15 protein-coding genes and 2 pseudogenes are annotated in these 15,648 nt (G+C 32.8%); 6 read left to right on the forward strand and 11 right to left on the reverse strand.

Features of this window, described 5'->3' with window-relative positions; all coding sequences use genetic code 11:
* Positions 1-33: 33 nt before the first annotated feature.
* Both ACQH2P_RS09155 and ACQH2P_RS09160 read right to left on the reverse strand, forming a co-directional pair.
* Positions 34-267, reverse strand: a complete 234-nt coding sequence (locus ACQH2P_RS09155) for a hypothetical protein (RefSeq protein ID WP_425362621.1) — start codon at positions 265-267, stop codon at positions 34-36.
* A gap of 30 nt (positions 268-297) precedes the next feature.
* Positions 298-531 (reverse strand): hypothetical protein, encoded by a 234-nt coding sequence (locus ACQH2P_RS09160; RefSeq protein WP_425363882.1) that lies wholly within the window; start codon positions 529-531, stop codon positions 298-300.
* Between the two features lie 195 nt (positions 532-726).
* Here ACQH2P_RS09160 and ACQH2P_RS09165 point away from each other — a divergent pair.
* Positions 727-1,610, forward strand: a protein-coding gene (locus ACQH2P_RS09165) for an IS630 family transposase (RefSeq protein ID WP_425362619.1) whose coding sequence is annotated in 2 segments (ribosomal slippage) — positions 727-1,047 and positions 1,050-1,610 — 882 coding nt in all. Because the reading frame shifts where the segments join, the coding sequence is not laid out codon by codon here.
* Between the two features lie 27 nt (positions 1,611-1,637).
* On the opposite strand, the pseudogene ACQH2P_RS09170 reads toward ACQH2P_RS09165, so the two are convergent.
* Positions 1,638-3,022, reverse strand: a pseudogene (locus tag ACQH2P_RS09170) (MFS transporter).
* A 90-nt stretch (positions 3,023-3,112) separates the two neighbouring features.
* Positions 3,113-4,489 (reverse strand): MFS transporter, encoded by a 1,377-nt coding sequence (locus tag ACQH2P_RS09175; protein ID WP_425363883.1) that lies wholly within the window; start codon positions 4,487-4,489, stop codon positions 3,113-3,115.
* Between the two features lie 343 nt (positions 4,490-4,832).
* On the opposite strand from ACQH2P_RS09175, the gene ACQH2P_RS09180 reads away from it, so the two are divergent.
* Together ACQH2P_RS09180 and ACQH2P_RS09185 are read left to right on the forward strand one after the other, a co-directional pair.
* The gene (locus ACQH2P_RS09180; RefSeq protein WP_425362708.1) at positions 4,833-5,879 is read left to right on the forward strand and encodes an IS110 family RNA-guided transposase; all 1,047 of its coding nucleotides are present in this window, start codon (positions 4,833-4,835) and stop codon (positions 5,877-5,879) included.
* A 380-nt stretch (positions 5,880-6,259) separates the two neighbouring features.
* Positions 6,260-7,582, forward strand: a complete 1,323-nt coding sequence (locus tag ACQH2P_RS09185) for an IS5 family transposase (RefSeq protein WP_425362501.1) — start codon at positions 6,260-6,262, stop codon at positions 7,580-7,582.
* 384 nt (positions 7,583-7,966) lie between these two features.
* On the opposite strand, the gene ACQH2P_RS09190 is transcribed toward ACQH2P_RS09185, so the two are convergent.
* The 5 genes from ACQH2P_RS09190 to ACQH2P_RS09210 form a co-directional block, all read right to left on the reverse strand.
* Positions 7,967-8,602, reverse strand: coding sequence for an SEL1-like repeat protein (locus ACQH2P_RS09190; protein WP_425363884.1), 636 nt, complete (start codon positions 8,600-8,602; stop codon positions 7,967-7,969).
* 19 nt (positions 8,603-8,621) lie between these two features.
* On the reverse strand, positions 8,622-9,266 hold the full coding sequence (locus ACQH2P_RS09195) for an SEL1-like repeat protein (protein WP_425363885.1): 645 nt from the start codon (positions 9,264-9,266) through the stop codon (positions 8,622-8,624).
* A gap of 100 nt (positions 9,267-9,366) precedes the next feature.
* A complete protein-coding gene (locus ACQH2P_RS09200; RefSeq protein WP_425363886.1) occupies positions 9,367-10,428 on the reverse strand; it encodes a hypothetical protein in 1,062 nt (353 codons plus the stop codon).
* A gap of 315 nt (positions 10,429-10,743) precedes the next feature.
* The gene (locus ACQH2P_RS09205; protein WP_425363887.1) at positions 10,744-10,938 is read right to left on the reverse strand and encodes a hypothetical protein; all 195 of its coding nucleotides are present in this window, start codon (positions 10,936-10,938) and stop codon (positions 10,744-10,746) included.
* Positions 10,939-10,961: 23 nt separating this feature from the next.
* The gene (locus tag ACQH2P_RS09210; RefSeq protein WP_425363888.1) at positions 10,962-12,593 is read right to left on the reverse strand and encodes a tetratricopeptide repeat protein; all 1,632 of its coding nucleotides are present in this window, start codon (positions 12,591-12,593) and stop codon (positions 10,962-10,964) included.
* Positions 12,594-13,275: 682 nt separating this feature from the next.
* Between ACQH2P_RS09210 and ACQH2P_RS09215 the strand changes: the two genes are divergently transcribed.
* Both ACQH2P_RS09215 and ACQH2P_RS09220 read left to right on the forward strand, forming a co-directional pair.
* On the forward strand, positions 13,276-13,536 hold the full coding sequence (locus ACQH2P_RS09215; protein ID WP_425363889.1) for an RC1041 family protein: 261 nt from the start codon (positions 13,276-13,278) through the stop codon (positions 13,534-13,536).
* Positions 13,537-13,568: 32 nt separating this feature from the next.
* Positions 13,569-13,664, forward strand: a pseudogene (locus ACQH2P_RS09220) (transposase); the annotation flags it as partial.
* 175 nt (positions 13,665-13,839) lie between these two features.
* Here the strand turns inward: ACQH2P_RS09220 and ACQH2P_RS09225 are convergent.
* Positions 13,840-14,058, reverse strand: a complete 219-nt coding sequence (locus ACQH2P_RS09225; RefSeq protein WP_425363890.1) for a recombinase RecB — start codon at positions 14,056-14,058, stop codon at positions 13,840-13,842.
* Between the two features lie 138 nt (positions 14,059-14,196).
* Entirely contained in the window at positions 14,197-14,940 is a 744-nt protein-coding gene (locus ACQH2P_RS09230; protein WP_425364154.1) for an ISAs1 family transposase, read from the reverse strand.
* Positions 14,941-15,178: 238 nt separating this feature from the next.
* Here ACQH2P_RS09230 and ACQH2P_RS09235 point away from each other — a divergent pair, with 238 nt between their 5' ends.
* Positions 15,179-15,613: a hypothetical protein gene (locus ACQH2P_RS09235; protein ID WP_425363891.1), complete on the forward strand. Its 435-nt coding sequence runs from the start codon at positions 15,179-15,181 to the stop codon at positions 15,611-15,613.
* Positions 15,614-15,648: the final 35 nt, after the last annotated feature.

Here is a 15,648-nt window from a genome sequence, read left to right on the forward strand (position 1 = left end):
TATAATCGCAAGCATTACAGCGTAACGTTTTCTTTACATATCTGTTGACTGTAATTGGAGCATTACCTGTAAATTGTAGCAATTTTCTAGCTTCACTATTATAGAGTTTACCATTATCACAGTGAGGACAGCTATCACCACTACAAAAATTCTCAGGAGATAAATAGCTGGTATTCGCATCCTGATAATCATCAAATCCATATTTACCTTGCCAATTACTGCGATCTCTCTTCTTGGACTCATCGTACTCTTCTTCATTACCACCATTCTTATTATCAGATTCACTCGGTGGTTCTTTTAATGAATCTGAACTATCTTTTTTTTGTTATCTGCCTTAAAACCAATCATCATCTCCTTAAGCTTATTTATACTGATGTTTGATGATGCTAGCTTGTCTATTAGTTCGTTACAAAATTTCACAAGTTCTATCACCGCTTGCTGATCATCTCCTGTTAATGAATTTGCCTTAATATGCTGGATTAGTTCTTCTCGTTCCTCAGCACTTAAGGTCGCTACTTTTGGCTTTTTCATTTTGATTCATTCATTACGTTTAATAATTGAAATGTTATAGTATAACTGATAGTTTTTCAACTAGTTTTTTTATTAATCGGTGATACTTGCATAGTAGGAACCCAAATTTATAAAATAAATTCATACTATAGCACTTAACATATGGATTCAAATAAGTTATAATGATAAATAATAAAAAAATTATATAATAGAAATATGGCATCCCCCTACAGTTACGATTTACGTTCTAGAGTTATAGAACATTATGAGAAATATAAGAAAGTAGCACTTACATGCGAAACCTTTAAAATTAGTCGGTCAATAATCTATGATTGGATTAGATTAAAGAAACAAACTGGAGATATAAAGTCAAAGGAGGGATACCAGAAAGGATATGGTCATAAAATCCCTGATTTATCGGAGTTGCGTCATTTAGTAGAAAAGGGTAACTCGTTAACGCTTACAGAAATAGCAAAAGAATTAGATAATGTTGCAAGTATAATGACTATCAGCCGAGCTTTAAAGAAACTCAACATTACTCGAAAAAAAAGACATATGCGTATAAAGAAAGAGATGAAGGAAAGCGACAAGATTTTCTCAGTGAATTAGAAAAAGTGCCGATAGAGAGACGTGTTTATCTTGATGAAGCGGGCATAAATGATAATGAATCATATGAATATGGATGGTCAATGAAAGGAAGTCGTTGTAATGGGAGTAAATCGGGAAAACGTAGTGAAAGAACAAGTTTTATTGGTGCGTTAAATCAGAATAGTTTAATCGCATCACTAGTCTTTACTGGGAGCTGTGATAGTAAGGTATTTGAAGCTTATATAGAAAATTGCCTTGTGCCGGAGCTAAAGCCTGGACAGGTTGTCATTGCTGATAATGCAAGCTTTCATAAATCCAAAAGGGCTAAAGAATTAATTGAAAAAGCTGGCTGCAAACTAAAATTTTTACCACCTTATTCCCCTGATTTAAATCCTATTGAACATCATTGGTTTCCGATAAAAAATAACATTAGAAAATTATTAGATAAAGGTATTTCTGTATTTGAGGCAAGTTGTAGAACGTTTAAAATAATGTATGAACCTATATGTTAAGTGCTATACCAAAAAAATTTAATAGAGTTATGCAGTTTTGCTGCAAGTATACCTTACAACTAAACTTAGTTTTTTTTGAGGATAATTCCCTACTGCCTTCTCTAGGTTTCCAAAATGATTTAATCCAAATGCAAAGCCCATTATTACAGGAAGTATAATAATCAATATCCCGAAATTTCCCCAATAATTTGTAAGATAAACAAGTCCAAAGCTCGTTATCAAATATATTATAGCCCTTGATAAAGCGTATAAAACACTTGCATAAGTGAAGCGTTTAAATACTGGAAAGTGTTTATAAAAAATAGGCATGGCTGAAGAATATGAAAGTGAGAACATAGTCATAATTACTTGAAGTATAAGTAAATCAAAGGGAGAAGTTAAGTTATCTAATAAATAAGGGAAAAATACCATAATAATGGAAAATATCGCTAATTTAAATTTAAGAAGAATTAGAGGATATATATAACAACTTAAATAAGTCCATACCATAAAGCTTAAGACTTGTACTATAGAGATAATAAGATTTTGATTAATAACTTGTTCAGTAGTATAGCCAAAAGAATTTTTAAGAACAGTGCCACAGTGAAAGTAAATAAAATAAAAACATACTGGCCATGCACATTGAATTAAGAACAAAGAGATTGAAGATTTTATTTTAACCTTTTCTTGTGTAACTGGGTTTGAATCTATTGAATCAGGATTATAACCACATTTCTGAATAGTATTTTTTATTCTACGTTTAGCATCTGCAAAATCAGGGGTTTCTCTAAGACGTGTTCTTGCAACTGCTCCAACAACCGCAATTATAGCTCCAATAAAAAAAGCAATACGCCAGTTAAAACCTTTATTAGTAGTAAAAGATGCAACCGCTAAGGCAGCAAAACCTCCTAAACTAGAAAAAATCGTTATTAACGCTACAGCTGGGTATTGTATGGGTGGTTTTGTTATTTCAGTGACACATATAGCTCAGCTCCTATTACTTCACCCATAGAAGACATGCCTTGTACCATACGGCATATTGTAACTAAACAAGATGCAAGAATACCAATTTCTGCATATGTTGGAAGACTAGCCATTATAACGCAAGAAATCGCCATCATGCTAGTCGTAATCACAACGGTAACCTTGCGACCAATATTATCCCCTATCCATCCAAAAATTAAAGCCCCTACAGGTCTTAAAACATATGTAGAACAAAAAGCAAATGCTGTGTATAAAGAAGAGGTAAAAGGATTAGAAGGCTCAAAAAACAAATCATTCAATAATACAGCCATATGTACATAAAGCATTAGGTCAAAGTATTCCAAGAAAGTCCCAATCGAAAGTAGCCCGACAGCTTCTTTTTGTTCTCTTGTAAGGCTAGTTTGCTGATTAGGGATAATTCTGGTATTTTCTTGAACAGCTTCGCTCATAATTGACTCAATGTTGTTGTTAACTTCAAATTACCCATACCACTCCAGTGATTACTTTTATCTGCTTGAACAATTTCACTCATAATTGACTCAAATAGTTGTTTCTTTATAAACAAACAAATCTTTATGACCTATAGGATAACCACCACACTCTTTTGCCAATTTGTCAAAATAAAACAGTCCATAGGCAAAACCGATAATTATCGGAACCATAATAACCCATAAACCCCAATGACCAAAATGTTCATAAAGGTAGATAAAACCAAAAGAGGTAACTACATACATTAAAGCCCGAGATATAGCAAATATTATACTAACACAGGTAAAACGTTTAAACACCGGAAAGCTTTTATAAAGAATTGGGCTAGCAGGACCTAAGCATTCGCTTAATAAACTCATAACGAATTGAATCAAAAACAATTGATAAGGAGAATTAATATTATTCAATAAATACGGACAAAATATGATAAAAATAGAACATATGAACAGAATAATTTTTACCGTTAATAATGGATATATTTTTAAACTTAAATAACATAATGTTGATATGGTTAAGAAGTTCACTAAACAGACAATAAAATTATGCTGAATAACTTCAGTCATTGTATAACCAAAGTTAGCTTTTAAAATATTAGCACAATATACATAGTTAAAATAAAAACATACCGGTGAAGCATTTTTTAATAAAAAGAAAGCTATTATTGTTTTTTTATTAACTTTTTCTTGCAATATAGGATGGTCTTTTAAGCTAGCTGTATCGGTATTAGTTTCTTCAAAGATTTTTTTAATTCGACGTTTGGCATCAGCAAATTCTGGTGTTTCCCGCAAAGTTGTTCTGGCAACAGAACCAACCAATGCAATTGCTGCACCAAGCCAAAATGCCAGACGCCAGTTAAAACCATGCAAAGTAACAAGTGAGGCAACCCCTAAAGCTCCTAAGCCCCCTAGGTCACAACAAGCCCACATTAATCCAACACTTGCATATTGGGCTGGTGGTTTAATCGTTTCCGTTAAATAAAGTTGTGCTCCGGTCATCTCTCCCATAGAAGATATACCTTGTACAGCCCGGCAGATGGTTATTACCCAGGTAGCGGTAACCCCTATCTGAGCATAAGTAGGTAGATTAGCCATCACAAGACATGTCACAGCCATCATAAAAGTTGTGATGATCATCGTAAATTTACGTCCCATAGTATCACCCAACCAACCAAATATTACTGCCCCAACAGGTCGAAAAACAAAGCTAGTACAAAAAGCAAATGACATCATTAAAGAGGCTGTGTGCGGATCAGTCGGCTCAAAAAATAATTCATTAAGAAACGCTGCCATATGGACATATAGCATCAAGTCAAAATACTCTAAGAATGTTCCAATTGATAGTAAGCCAATAGATTCTCTTTGTTCTCTTGTAAGGCTAGTCTGACGGTTAGGGATAATCCTAGTATTTTCTTGAACAGCTTCACTCATAGTTGGCTCAATGTTGTTGGTTTCGGATAGTTCATATTTCTCCAGTGATTATTTTTATTAAACATAATTTTCTATATTTTGTGTTAATACTACTTGAGTATATAATATTTTATGGTTGCACTAAGTGATATAAACAAAATAATTATAGATTTAAGTTAGTTAATGTCATTTCCGTTTAAGTTTAATGTCATACCTGCGAAAGCAGGTATCTTAGATTCCCGCCTACGCGGGAATGATGGTATGGACGAGTGAAGCGAAATATGCTTTACTTGTACGGAGTCTGGTGAAAAATGTTTTTCAGTTGCTCCAAATTAAATAACAATTTAATTAATAGGTCCATACCATGATAAATAATAGCATAGAAAATAGTATAATTGGAATAGATTTAGCAAAAAATATTATGCACTTGGTGCAAGTTGATCAAAATGGCAAAAAAGTCGGTCATCAAAAAGTTAAAAGAGATGAGTTAATAGGATGTTTAAACAATCTCAATAAAAGTTCACTGGTGGTCATGGAAGCATGTGGAGGAGGTAATTATTGGTCGCAAGAAATTAACAAGCTTGATTTGCAAGTTAAGTTGATGAAAACAAAAGATGTAAAAATTTATGCAACATCGAGGCAGAAAAATGATTATAACGATGCCTTAGCAATATGTAAAGCTGCTCGCGATCCAGAGCTAAAAGATGTGTTACCCAAAAGCAAAGAGGAACAAGATATAAAATTTTTGCATAAAATCCGAAGTAATACGATCAGAGATCGAGTACAAAAAACTAATTCTACAATATCAAGTTTATATGAATATGGTTATAATACAAAATTAAGCAAAAATAAATTTTGCAAAGCATGTAAGTCGGAGGTAGAATTAGCGTATATAGAAGGTTATATAACTTCTGGGGTACAGTCAATTTTACTTTTAGAATGTGAAGAAATTGAGAATTTGTGTAACAAAGAAAAAACTTTAGAAAAGCTGATAATCAGTAATAATAAACAGAATGAGAAAGCTATTAGGTTGCAGACAATTTTTGGGATTGGAGCAATCAATGCTAGTTGTTTGAGCGTAGCACCAATGGAAAATTACGCAACCCCGAGGGATTTTTCTGCGTCGCTTGGTTTGGTGCCAAAACAATACACCTCAGGAGATAAGATAGTTTTAGGAGGAATTAGCAAACAAGGTGATAGATATGCTAGAACTATGTTGATTCAAGCTGCAAGAACAATAGCAATAAGAGCCAAAAGCGATAAAGAATCAAAAGATAAGCTAGTTCAGTGGGCAGTGAAGAAATTTGCTGAAAACAAATCATATAATATTATATGTGTTGGTTTAGCGAATAAATTAGCTAGAATAGCTTATGCAGTAGTTACCAATGGCAGCGAGTATGTCGCAAATTAGCGCTGTTGGCAAGAAGGATAATTTATGTCAATTAAGCAAAAGAATGGCAATTGGTAAATATTGCGAGTAAGTTAGTAACAATAAAGAGAACGAAAGTAAAAGAGTTAATGAAATAAGTATTCTGAACAAAATCCGCAATTATGTCGAGGCTCTAGAAGCCGTGGGAATGAGAGGTTACTCAAGGATATTTAGAAGAATGCAGAAACCATTATGGCACTCGATGCCGAATATATGACCGCTTCCTTTGTGGCTCTATTTTTTAGTCTCCCCGTCAAAAGTCTAGAAGGATAATATATAATATGGTTAGCGGGTAAAAATATCTAGATAATCCATAAGAAAATGCTATAATATTGGCAGAAACCTTATGGATTGTATGAATTATGCCGATAGAAGATATAATAAAATCCCAAAAACAAGGACAGCTTTTTGGTTATAAATTGACCGAAGAATTAAACCCTAATAACAAGTTATATAAATTAAGATCGTTAATAAATTGGACTGTTTTAGAGGAATGGTTATTGACAAATGTTAATATCAAGAAATTTGGTAGGAATCGCAGATGTCACAGGTTATTACTTGGAGTAACTATGCTGCAAGCGATGTATAACCTGTCAGATGCTGCAGCTGAAGAAGAGCTGAGAGAGAACGTATATTGGCAATATTTTTGTGGTTGGGAATATTTGCAGAAAGATGCTGAGATATCAGAAGCTAGTATACGAAGGTTTCGTGCTATATTAGGGGAAGAAGGATATAATGAGATATTAAAAGAATTAACAAGAATTGGTTGCAAAGTCGGAGTGCTTAAAAAAAAAGACTTAGCATCGATAATCGTTGATACTACAGTACAAATTAAGAATATTAAGTATCCTCATGATGTGTATTTGATGGATAAGGCAAGAATAGAGCTAGTAAAGTTATGTCATACTTTAGGCATTAAGTTACATGAGACATATGCCAAGCAATATAAAAAAGACATAGTAAAATTATGGAAATATAAGGATAATAGTAAAGCCAAAAAACGTAAGAAGGTAATGCAACATTTAAAGATATTGCTGGGTCGTTTAATAAGAATATGTCAGCGAGAAATAGCAAAAACAAAGTTAAGTTTGTCATTAAAGCAGCAAGAAATACTAAATAAGATTAAAAAGATTCAGGCACAATCTATACTGAGTAAAGCAGAGAAAGAGCGATATAAGGAGGATAATAAAGTATTATATAGTTTTCACGCACCGGAGGTAGAGTGCATAGGTAAAGGGAAATTAAACAAACCCTATGAGTTTGGTAACAAGGTTTCGATAGCAGTAAGTGGTCGAGGTAATTTTGTATTAGCGGCCAAATCATTTCATGGCAATCCATATGATGGTCATACATTATCGCAGACTGTAGAGGTTGTAAAGAAATTAACAGGAGTGGGAATAGCCAGGACATTTGTTGATTTAGGCTATAAGGGGAATAATTTTAAAGAAAAAGACAAGGTGTATAGCCCATATTGCAAGAAGAAGCTATCCTCAGATGATAAGGCAATGATCAAGAGAAGAAGTGCTATAGAGCCGATAATAGGACACCTTAAGCATTATGGTAGAGTTGGCAGAAATTACTTAAAAGGAGTAATAGGAGATATAATAAATCCGTTAATTTCCGCTGTAGGATTGAACTTACGGTGTATTGGTAATCACCTTCTCAAAACAAATTTTTCTACATAAAAATGACTCAATAAAAGAAAATTAATCAAACGATTACAAAATCGTTAACAAATCATCGTGCAAAAAATTTCTAGAAATCATCTTTTTATATTAAAAATTTACATCAAAAGAATTAAACTCTAAAATTTTATACAAAAAATTTTTTGCTAAGCTGCTAATTTTTTAATTTTTTGCACTTTTGACGGGGAGACTTTTTATTTTCTTTATTGACAAATTCACTCGTCCATATATGACACAAAGTACATACGTCATTGCGAGGAGCTACTTTAGTAGCGACGAAGCAATCTTGGTTACCTTTATGGATTGCTTCGTCGACCTACGGTCTTCCTCGCAATGACCAGTAGGCTCACAATGACGTTTCTAAACCCTACATAACCAAACACACTAATGATGATGATGGTGAGAACTCTCTCCACCCATTGCAACATTTCCTTCATCAAATGATTTATCATGTATACCACTGTCTAAAGAGGTGTCATGTGCAGAACTAGATGCCCCATATTCATCATGGGTTGTAGTACTTTTCTTAGTAGAAAAACAATCTTGTAGTGAACTTCCATCCAGAAGTGTAATAGTCTGAAATATCTCCATTTGTTCAAGAACTTTTTTTGTACTTACTCCTTCAGCAGGAATTTTACTATGAGTTTCTTTTACTAACTTAGTAAGTTCTTTAACTTTGGGTTCCATAGATTTAGGGATTTTGACCTTTAAACCTTTACATCTTGGATCCTTAAGATTCTGTGCTACACCAAACATCATAGCGGCTACATCATCATCCTGCTCTACTCCTATCCCTTGACCGAAACAAGCATATAGAGAAAAAGGAGCTTTTTGATGACCTAAAGCTAATGCTTGATAAAAGGCACCAGCTGCTAGCACCCCAAAACCTTCTTTCTCAGTTTTTGTACCTATTCCGGTTGTAAGTATCTCCCCCCTTATTTTATAATCGTGTGCTCCCATTCTATAATATTTATCGGCGGTATTTAAGTCTTCTTCTGACTTGCTTTTCGATTTTGCCATAATAATATCCTCCTATTTATCAGATACTAAAACCGTTTCTAGATGTACCACTATTAGTATTTCTAGAATGATGATCTTTAGTAGCTATTGTTGTTTTATTGTGTTTTGGTAGATTCTTTGTTAATTGCAATATATGGGATTTCAAATCTTTTTCTTTAGAACTATCTTGGATAACTTTCTCAGTAAAACAATCTTGTAGTGATCTTCCGTTCGGAAGTTTGATAGTCTGAAATATCTCCATTTGTTTAAGAACTTTTTCCGTACTTACTCCTTCAGCAGGAATCTTAGCATGAGTTTTTCTTACTAACTCAGTAAGCTCTTCAGCTTTAGGTTGCATGGATTTAGGAATGTTGATGTTTTTACCTTGACATCTTGGATCTTTGACATTTTGTGCCACAGCAAACATCATAGCGGCTATATCATCATCTTGCTTTACTCCTATTCCCTGACCGAAACAAGCATATAGAGAAAAAGGAGCCTTTTGATGACCTAAAGCTAATGCTTGATAAAAGGCACCAGCTGCTAGCACCCCAAAACCTTCTTTCTCAGTTTTTGTACCTATTCCGGTTGTAAGTATCTCTCCCCTTATTTTATAATCGTGTTCTCCCATTCTGTAATATTTATCAGCGGTATTTAAGTCTTCTTCCAACTTTGTTTCTGCCATAATAATACCCTCCTATTTAGATACTACAATCAATCCTAGATAAAACTTTATCAGCATTTTGGACATCATGATAGAAGTTGTTTCTAGTACTGTCATTTTATTAAATAGCCCATTGTTGATTACCTTTAGTCTTATTATTGTTTTTAGTAGTTGCCTTAGTTTTATCTGTTGTTGCCTTTTTATTATCACCGTTCTTCTTATTGTTATTTTTTATAAGAGACTGACGAATCTGATCAGCTTCTTTCTTAATTGCTGCCTCTGCTATTTCTTTAGAGTGAGGTTCATATATTCCACGAAAAACCTCTTCACGTTCGGTAATAAAATTTTTATTTTTTTGATTCGGGTGTTGCTTTTCAGTTTCTTGGCATTTCTTGAGACCCTTAGCCCATTCATCCCTTACTTCATAATGCTCTACACATTCTGCTTTCTTAGTTTTAGCTGAACCCTGGATCTGCTCAAAACCGTTCCTTTCATTAGCCAAAAAGACTCTTTCTGGGTGATTCTTTGGTAGATGGGCAACTTTTTCTTCAAGCTTCTTTATCCTCTGTATTTCAGCAATACAACGTTTTTCATCATCTGTAGCTGTTTTATAGGTTTGTTCAATATTTTGCCAAAGTCGCTTTTCTTCTTCTATTTGTTCAGGGGTTTTGGTTAATTTTTTCTTGGTCTCTTCATCAATGTCCCTACCTTCTTCAATAGCTTTTAATGCATCATCTAAATGTTTATTCTCTTCTTTTTGTTGATCAAGGAAATCCTTATGAAAAGAATCAAAAGCTTTATATACCCCAGCTACTTCTGCACGCCTTTCTATTTCCTCACGTGCTTTTTCTGCCGCCTCCTCTTCTAATCTTTTGACTTCGGCAGCTTTGTTCTCATCATTAACCAAAGAAGCAATTACCGCTTTAACGCGTTGTTCTTCTTCTTTAAGAGCCAACTCTAATTGCTCAAATATTTCCTTAATATTAGCAAATTCTGCAACTTCCGGATGGGCATCAAGGACATTGGCAAGCGTAGCCCTTAATGATTCGAAAGTAACAGGGTTTAAGCTTTTTACATGACTTTTGATATCATTAACAACATTCATTATCTGAGCAAAGTCTACACTATCTTTCTTCTTCCCTTTACCGTTATCAAAATCATCAGCCATTGTATCTATTTTCACCATCTTTAAGTTTAGTTGAAGTAGCTATAATTTTAATTAAAATATAACCTACATTAAATAGTCAACTAATTTTTTATTAAAATATTATTATTTTTTGTTAATAAAAACAATATTCAATAACTCACTAGCATGAGATATGGTTTTGATGGTTAATACCCCCTTAATTTCATGTGGTATTTTAGCAATAGACTTCCTGCATAAATCAATCTAGTTGGTGATTTTGTCGTCGAAACTTGCCTCCGCTCCTCACGTACGTCTATGTACGCTGCGGTGCTCGGCTTCGTTTCTCCTAAAAATCCCTCAACTATTTTTGACTTATGCAGGAAGTCTAATATCTCTTTTATTCCCCTCGGGGATAATTACTGTGGTAATATTCTCTCTAACTGCCGCTGATATAGTGAAACCTATTGAATTAGGTGATACAAACTTTGTGTTAACCTTGCGAAAGCAGGTATCTAGATTCCCGCCTTCGCGGGAATGACAACTTACAATCGTTATGTTCTTTATCACCTAATCCTATGAGCATAACTATATCAAATATCAGATTTAGTTGCAGTTGGGAAATCCAATATAACTGCTTTATTATTAGCTTCTTGCCTTTTTTTGTCTTGTGAGTCCAGTAACTTTACTTTAGACATTAGAGCATTATACATCTTTCCTATTTCCTCTTCTTTACCTAGCTTAGAACAAGCTATACCCTTTTCTTCCCATGCCTCTATAAACCATTGGTCTATATCAATCACTTTATCACAGTATTTAATTGCTTCAGAATATTTACCAATAAAATTACAAATACGTGCTTTATATACCATAATAGCTATGTTATCTGGTGTGAGTTCGCATACTTTATTAATAGCAATCAATGCTTCATCCATTCTGCCTACACTTTCTAAATAAATAGTTTGTGATAAAGCTAAACTGATGGCTAGTTTCTTATTAGTTGGATCAATATTAACAGCACGTTCTAGATATTTTATTGATTCTTCCTGTTTTCCTAATTGTCTTAGTGTTGATGCTTTATATTCTAAAGCCTTACTATTTTTTATATTCATCATTAATAAGGCGTTTTGGCAAATAATAGCCTCTTCATACCTTTCTAATTTATGTAGAGCTATTATTTTATATTCAAGAATTTCTGGACTATCTTGTTGTCCAGAATTACTTGCAGTTTCATCATAAACCTTAAGAACCTCTTCATACTTCTCTAGCAAGTATAAACAACATGCTTTACAATGTAATGTGAATATGTCATGGGGAGACGCTATTAATGCTGTGTTAAGTACATCAAAAGCTTCTTCAAAATTGTTTAATTGCATCAGGCAAATTGCTTTACTTTGCAATGCTGTTAAAGAAGATTTTATAATTAGAAATCTATCATAATATTCTAAGGCTTTTTTATATTTGTTTAGTTTGAAGTATGATTTTGCTTGATATTCCAAACCACATTGCTTTGCAAATTCACTACATTCCTTTAATTGTAACAACGCAGCAAAACAGTCAATCGCTTCTTCATATTTTTTCAATCGAAATAAGCACTCTGCTTTACCAAGAAGAAAGGTGCTATCATCATGTTTTAATGCTAATCCTTTTTCAAAATATTCTAAGGCTTCTTTATATTTCTCTAATTCAAATAGACAGGTTGTTCTTCCCAGTAGTGCTTTCCTGTGTATATATTGTATATCTGCACATTGATGGATAATTTTATCAAAAATATTAATAGCTTCTTCATATAGCTTTTGTTCAATATATTTGTTCCCTTTTTTGATCCATGAATATTTTTCTTTATTCACGTATAGATTAAGAGTCTTTAGTGCATAATTTTTACTTCCCAAAGCATAGTTATAATGTTTTAATACTTTGTCGTAACGTTTTATAGAAGTAGTATATGCTAGATATTCTAAATCTTTTAAAGCCCTTATTCCACCATTTGTTGAATCTAATGTTAGTGCTTTCTTCCAGCAATTAGTAGCTTCCTCATAATTTTTTATTTTCCTATATGTACAACCTTCGTACCACCATACATAATAAACATATGCCTCACCAGGCTTTAGTTTAAGTATTTCATCGCAACATTTAATTGTTTCAGAACTATCATAGATATACCCTAGTTCACCCAAGAGAATATCTAGTCTTGTTAAGTCACCATAATTATTTTTTTCTGACATATTTTCCTATATTTCTAACCACTATTATAAAATTACACAGCAATGGTTATTAGAAGCTTATCATATCAACTTTACTAATATATTCTCTAGTTCTTCTTTACTTTCTGTCATAATTCTTATTTTTCTAATTAATTTATCGCTTTTATTTTTATCCATGATAGCATTATTCACTTTCGTTATTTTTCCTAACTTTTCCTACAAATACCTACAATATATCCACATTTGCTGTGGTATTTTTATGATACAATAAGCGAAAAATAAGCTCCAACTATTTGTCAATTGGGTAGACGGTAAGAGGAAAATCACTGATTAATTGACAGAACGTATTCCCCTCAAGTTATTAGATAATGTTGTAAGTATAATGACTATCAGTGATAATTTTCAGATCATTAACATTAATCACTTCTGCAACTCTTCAGGTTAATTGAGTATATATCTAAAGAAAATTAGTTTTGTAGTATTTTAGCAATAGATTTTTGCTACTAGTATGATATCATAAGCCAGCTAATTTATTGATATATCAAAGTTTTACAACTAATTAGAAACCCCATAATCCTTACAATGGATTTAATTTAAATTAATACAATCAAAAATTAAATATTGATTTTAATTAAATTTATATATAATTTCTTGTAATTATAATTACTAAACCATTGTAAATAATATTTATAGAAGGTATAAAATGCTAGAAAATAATTCAGAACAAGAAGATATATGGCGTAATGAATTAGGAGAGACCTATGAAGAACAGGAGAGTCGTTTAGATCGTGAAGAATCTGTTAGAAAACGCAATGCAATTATATTTGTTTTTATTCCTATGGTAATTGGATTCCTAATATTTACTCATTTTTTTCTTAATTCAATATCAGAAAAGAACAAACTGAGGAATCAACAACAATCAACTATCAATAATGGTCAAGATACAAAGGAAAAAAATAATTAAATTATATTGTAAAATCGGGAATAGTAATTTACATATTATCAAATCGTCAATTATGTAAGGAGATTCATTTTAACATAGCATATAGATGGTTTTGTAGGTTAAGTTTAGAAGATAAAGTACCGGATCATTTTTCATTAAAGATAAAAATATTGGTGTAATTTTAACCACTTATACTTTTTCAACAATCCGGTCTCTACTTTTACAAATTATGTAAATCTTTCAGTTTATAAAGCAATTCTCTGTACATCATCCAACAGTCTCCTAAAATAACTAGGCTTTAAAATAATCCGTAAAAGCTCCAATCTAAACTGGTTTAAGGTTCGCAATATGTGCCATACGCCCCGCCATTTTTGTACAAGTCGTCGTTTTTTCAAAAATATCGAACGGAAAACGTAGAGAGGTCTGAAGTTTTTTGCCACTCAGTTTCAGGTTCTGAAATACGAAATTTATCATTTTGCGTTTTTCGAGGGTTTCAGAACCTTTGAAGGTTTCATAGGCTTCAGAAGCTAGAGTTATCAGCATTGTAGCGGTATCAGTAAATTTATCATCTGCTTCCTCATAAACTTTAAGTAAACGAGTAATTTCATATTGACGATCTTTTAATTGTTGTTTCTTTGCTTGGAATTCTTCTTTGCTTAGTCACGGCGGCCTCATGAACAATTAGTTAATTTCTATTAAAGCATTAGTAAAACGTTTTAAGTTCTTTGGTGACCAACCCATAGTAAGCATCATTTTGGGTCTAGTCTCCCTTTTAGTCTTTATTTTATTTAAAATATTTAATACAAATCTTCTGATAATTGCCATATTCGCAGGAGCATTGCCTTGTCTTATGCTACTTGCATCCTCGTTAAATACCACGTCTAGTATCCAATGCATAGATTCAACTCCCCAATGGGACCTTATATTCTTTAACATTACTTCAGCAGAATTGTTGGAACTACTGATATAATAATTTACTGATTCTGACACTTTATTTTTTTCAACTACTTTTCTTTTGATCTCAATAACAGAACTCAAACTAGCCCATTGATCATCATTAGTTATTTTCTTAATATCACGAATTATGCGACATTTTCTTTCCTCAATTCTGCCATGTCCCTTTTCATATGTTCCTGCAATATCCGTTCCTAAAAACTCAAAAACCTCTGTCTGAAAAGTTTTTTCAACCTCGTTGTACAATCCAGGGTGATTCATCTTTAAACCCAAAATATATTCACCCTCTTTCTCTACAATTTGCTTAGCTATATTTTTTTGACACCCCATTGCATCAATACTAACTATTGCTCCTTTGATATCCAAACACTCTATTGCTTCTGGAATAGATGTAATCTCATTCTTTTTACTATCAATAACTTTGCCGAATAAAGTTATACCTGATTCAGCTGCATATATAGTTATGCCTATAGGATTAGGTGATAAAGAACATAACTATTGTAAGTTGTCATTCTTAGCAACGGCGGGAATCTAGATACCTGCTTTCGCAAGGTTAACACAAAGTTTGTATCACCTAATTCTATAGGTTTGACTATATTTAGGTACATGGGATCCAAAGAATCCAACCAAAAAGATTTATGTAAGAGAAGATGAGGTTTTAAAGCAGGTAGAAGAGGTTTTTAAAAGAATAGGTAAAGGAGAGCCAGAAATGCTAAAAGAGACTCTAGCCTATTTAAAAAACACAAATGAGCTAAAAAAAGACGAGCATGGGCAAGCAACAGCTGCTTTAAAGAAAGAACATACAGAAAATGAAAATAAACTAAATTCATTAATTGATTTAAGATTAAGCGGCGAACTAAGCAAAGAAGAATTCCAAGCAAAGAAACAACAATTAAAAGATCGTCAATATGAAATTACTCGTTTACTTAAAGTTTATGAGGAAGCAGACGATAAATTTACTGATACCGCTACAATGCTGATAACTCTAGCTTCTGAAGCCTATGAAACCTTCAAAGGTTCTGAAACCCTCGAAAAACGCAAAATGATAAATTTCGTATTTCAGAACCTGAAACTGAGTGGCAAAAAACTTGAGACCTCTCTACGTTTTCCGTTCGATATTTTTGAAAAAACGACGACTAAATGATTTTGCCGCTCAAAGCAAAATCAGGAAGGATACTG

The organism is Candidatus Tisiphia endosymbiont of Hybos culiciformis, assembly GCF_964030975.1.
Lineage (GTDB): Bacteria > Pseudomonadota > Alphaproteobacteria > Rickettsiales > Rickettsiaceae > Tisiphia.

Excerpts from the sequence above, each read along its gene's own strand:
- ACQH2P_RS09235 (WP_425363891.1), top strand. The coding sequence starts at position 15,179 with ATGCTAAAAGAGACTCTAGCCTATTTAAAAAACACAAATGAGCTAAAA.
- ACQH2P_RS09180 (WP_425362708.1), top strand. The coding sequence starts at position 4,833 with ATGATAAATAATAGCATAGAAAATAGTATAATTGGAATAGATTTAGCA.
- ACQH2P_RS09195 (WP_425363885.1), bottom strand. The coding sequence starts at position 9,266 with ATGGCAGAAACAAAGTTGGAAGAAGACTTAAATACCGCTGATAAATAT.
- ACQH2P_RS09210 (WP_425363888.1), bottom strand. The coding sequence starts at position 12,593 with ATGTCAGAAAAAAATAATTATGGTGACTTAACAAGACTAGATATTCTC.
- ACQH2P_RS09160 (WP_425363882.1), bottom strand. The coding sequence starts at position 531 with ATGAAAAAGCCAAAAGTAGCGACCTTAAGTGCTGAGGAACGAGAAGAA.
- ACQH2P_RS09190 (WP_425363884.1), bottom strand. The coding sequence starts at position 8,602 with ATGGCAAAATCGAAAAGCAAGTCAGAAGAAGACTTAAATACCGCCGAT.
- ACQH2P_RS09175 (WP_425363883.1), bottom strand. The coding sequence starts at position 4,489 with ATGAGTGAAGCTGTTCAAGAAAATACTAGGATTATCCCTAACCGTCAG.
- ACQH2P_RS09215 (WP_425363889.1), top strand. The coding sequence starts at position 13,276 with ATGCTAGAAAATAATTCAGAACAAGAAGATATATGGCGTAATGAATTA.
- ACQH2P_RS09185 (WP_425362501.1), top strand. The coding sequence starts at position 6,260 with ATGCCGATAGAAGATATAATAAAATCCCAAAAACAAGGACAGCTTTTT.
- ACQH2P_RS09155 (WP_425362621.1), bottom strand. The coding sequence starts at position 267 with ATGGTGGTAATGAAGAAGAGTACGATGAGTCCAAGAAGAGAGATCGCA.
- ACQH2P_RS09225 (WP_425363890.1), bottom strand. The coding sequence starts at position 14,058 with ATGCTGATAACTCTAGCTTCTGAAGCCTATGAAACCTTCAAAGGTTCT.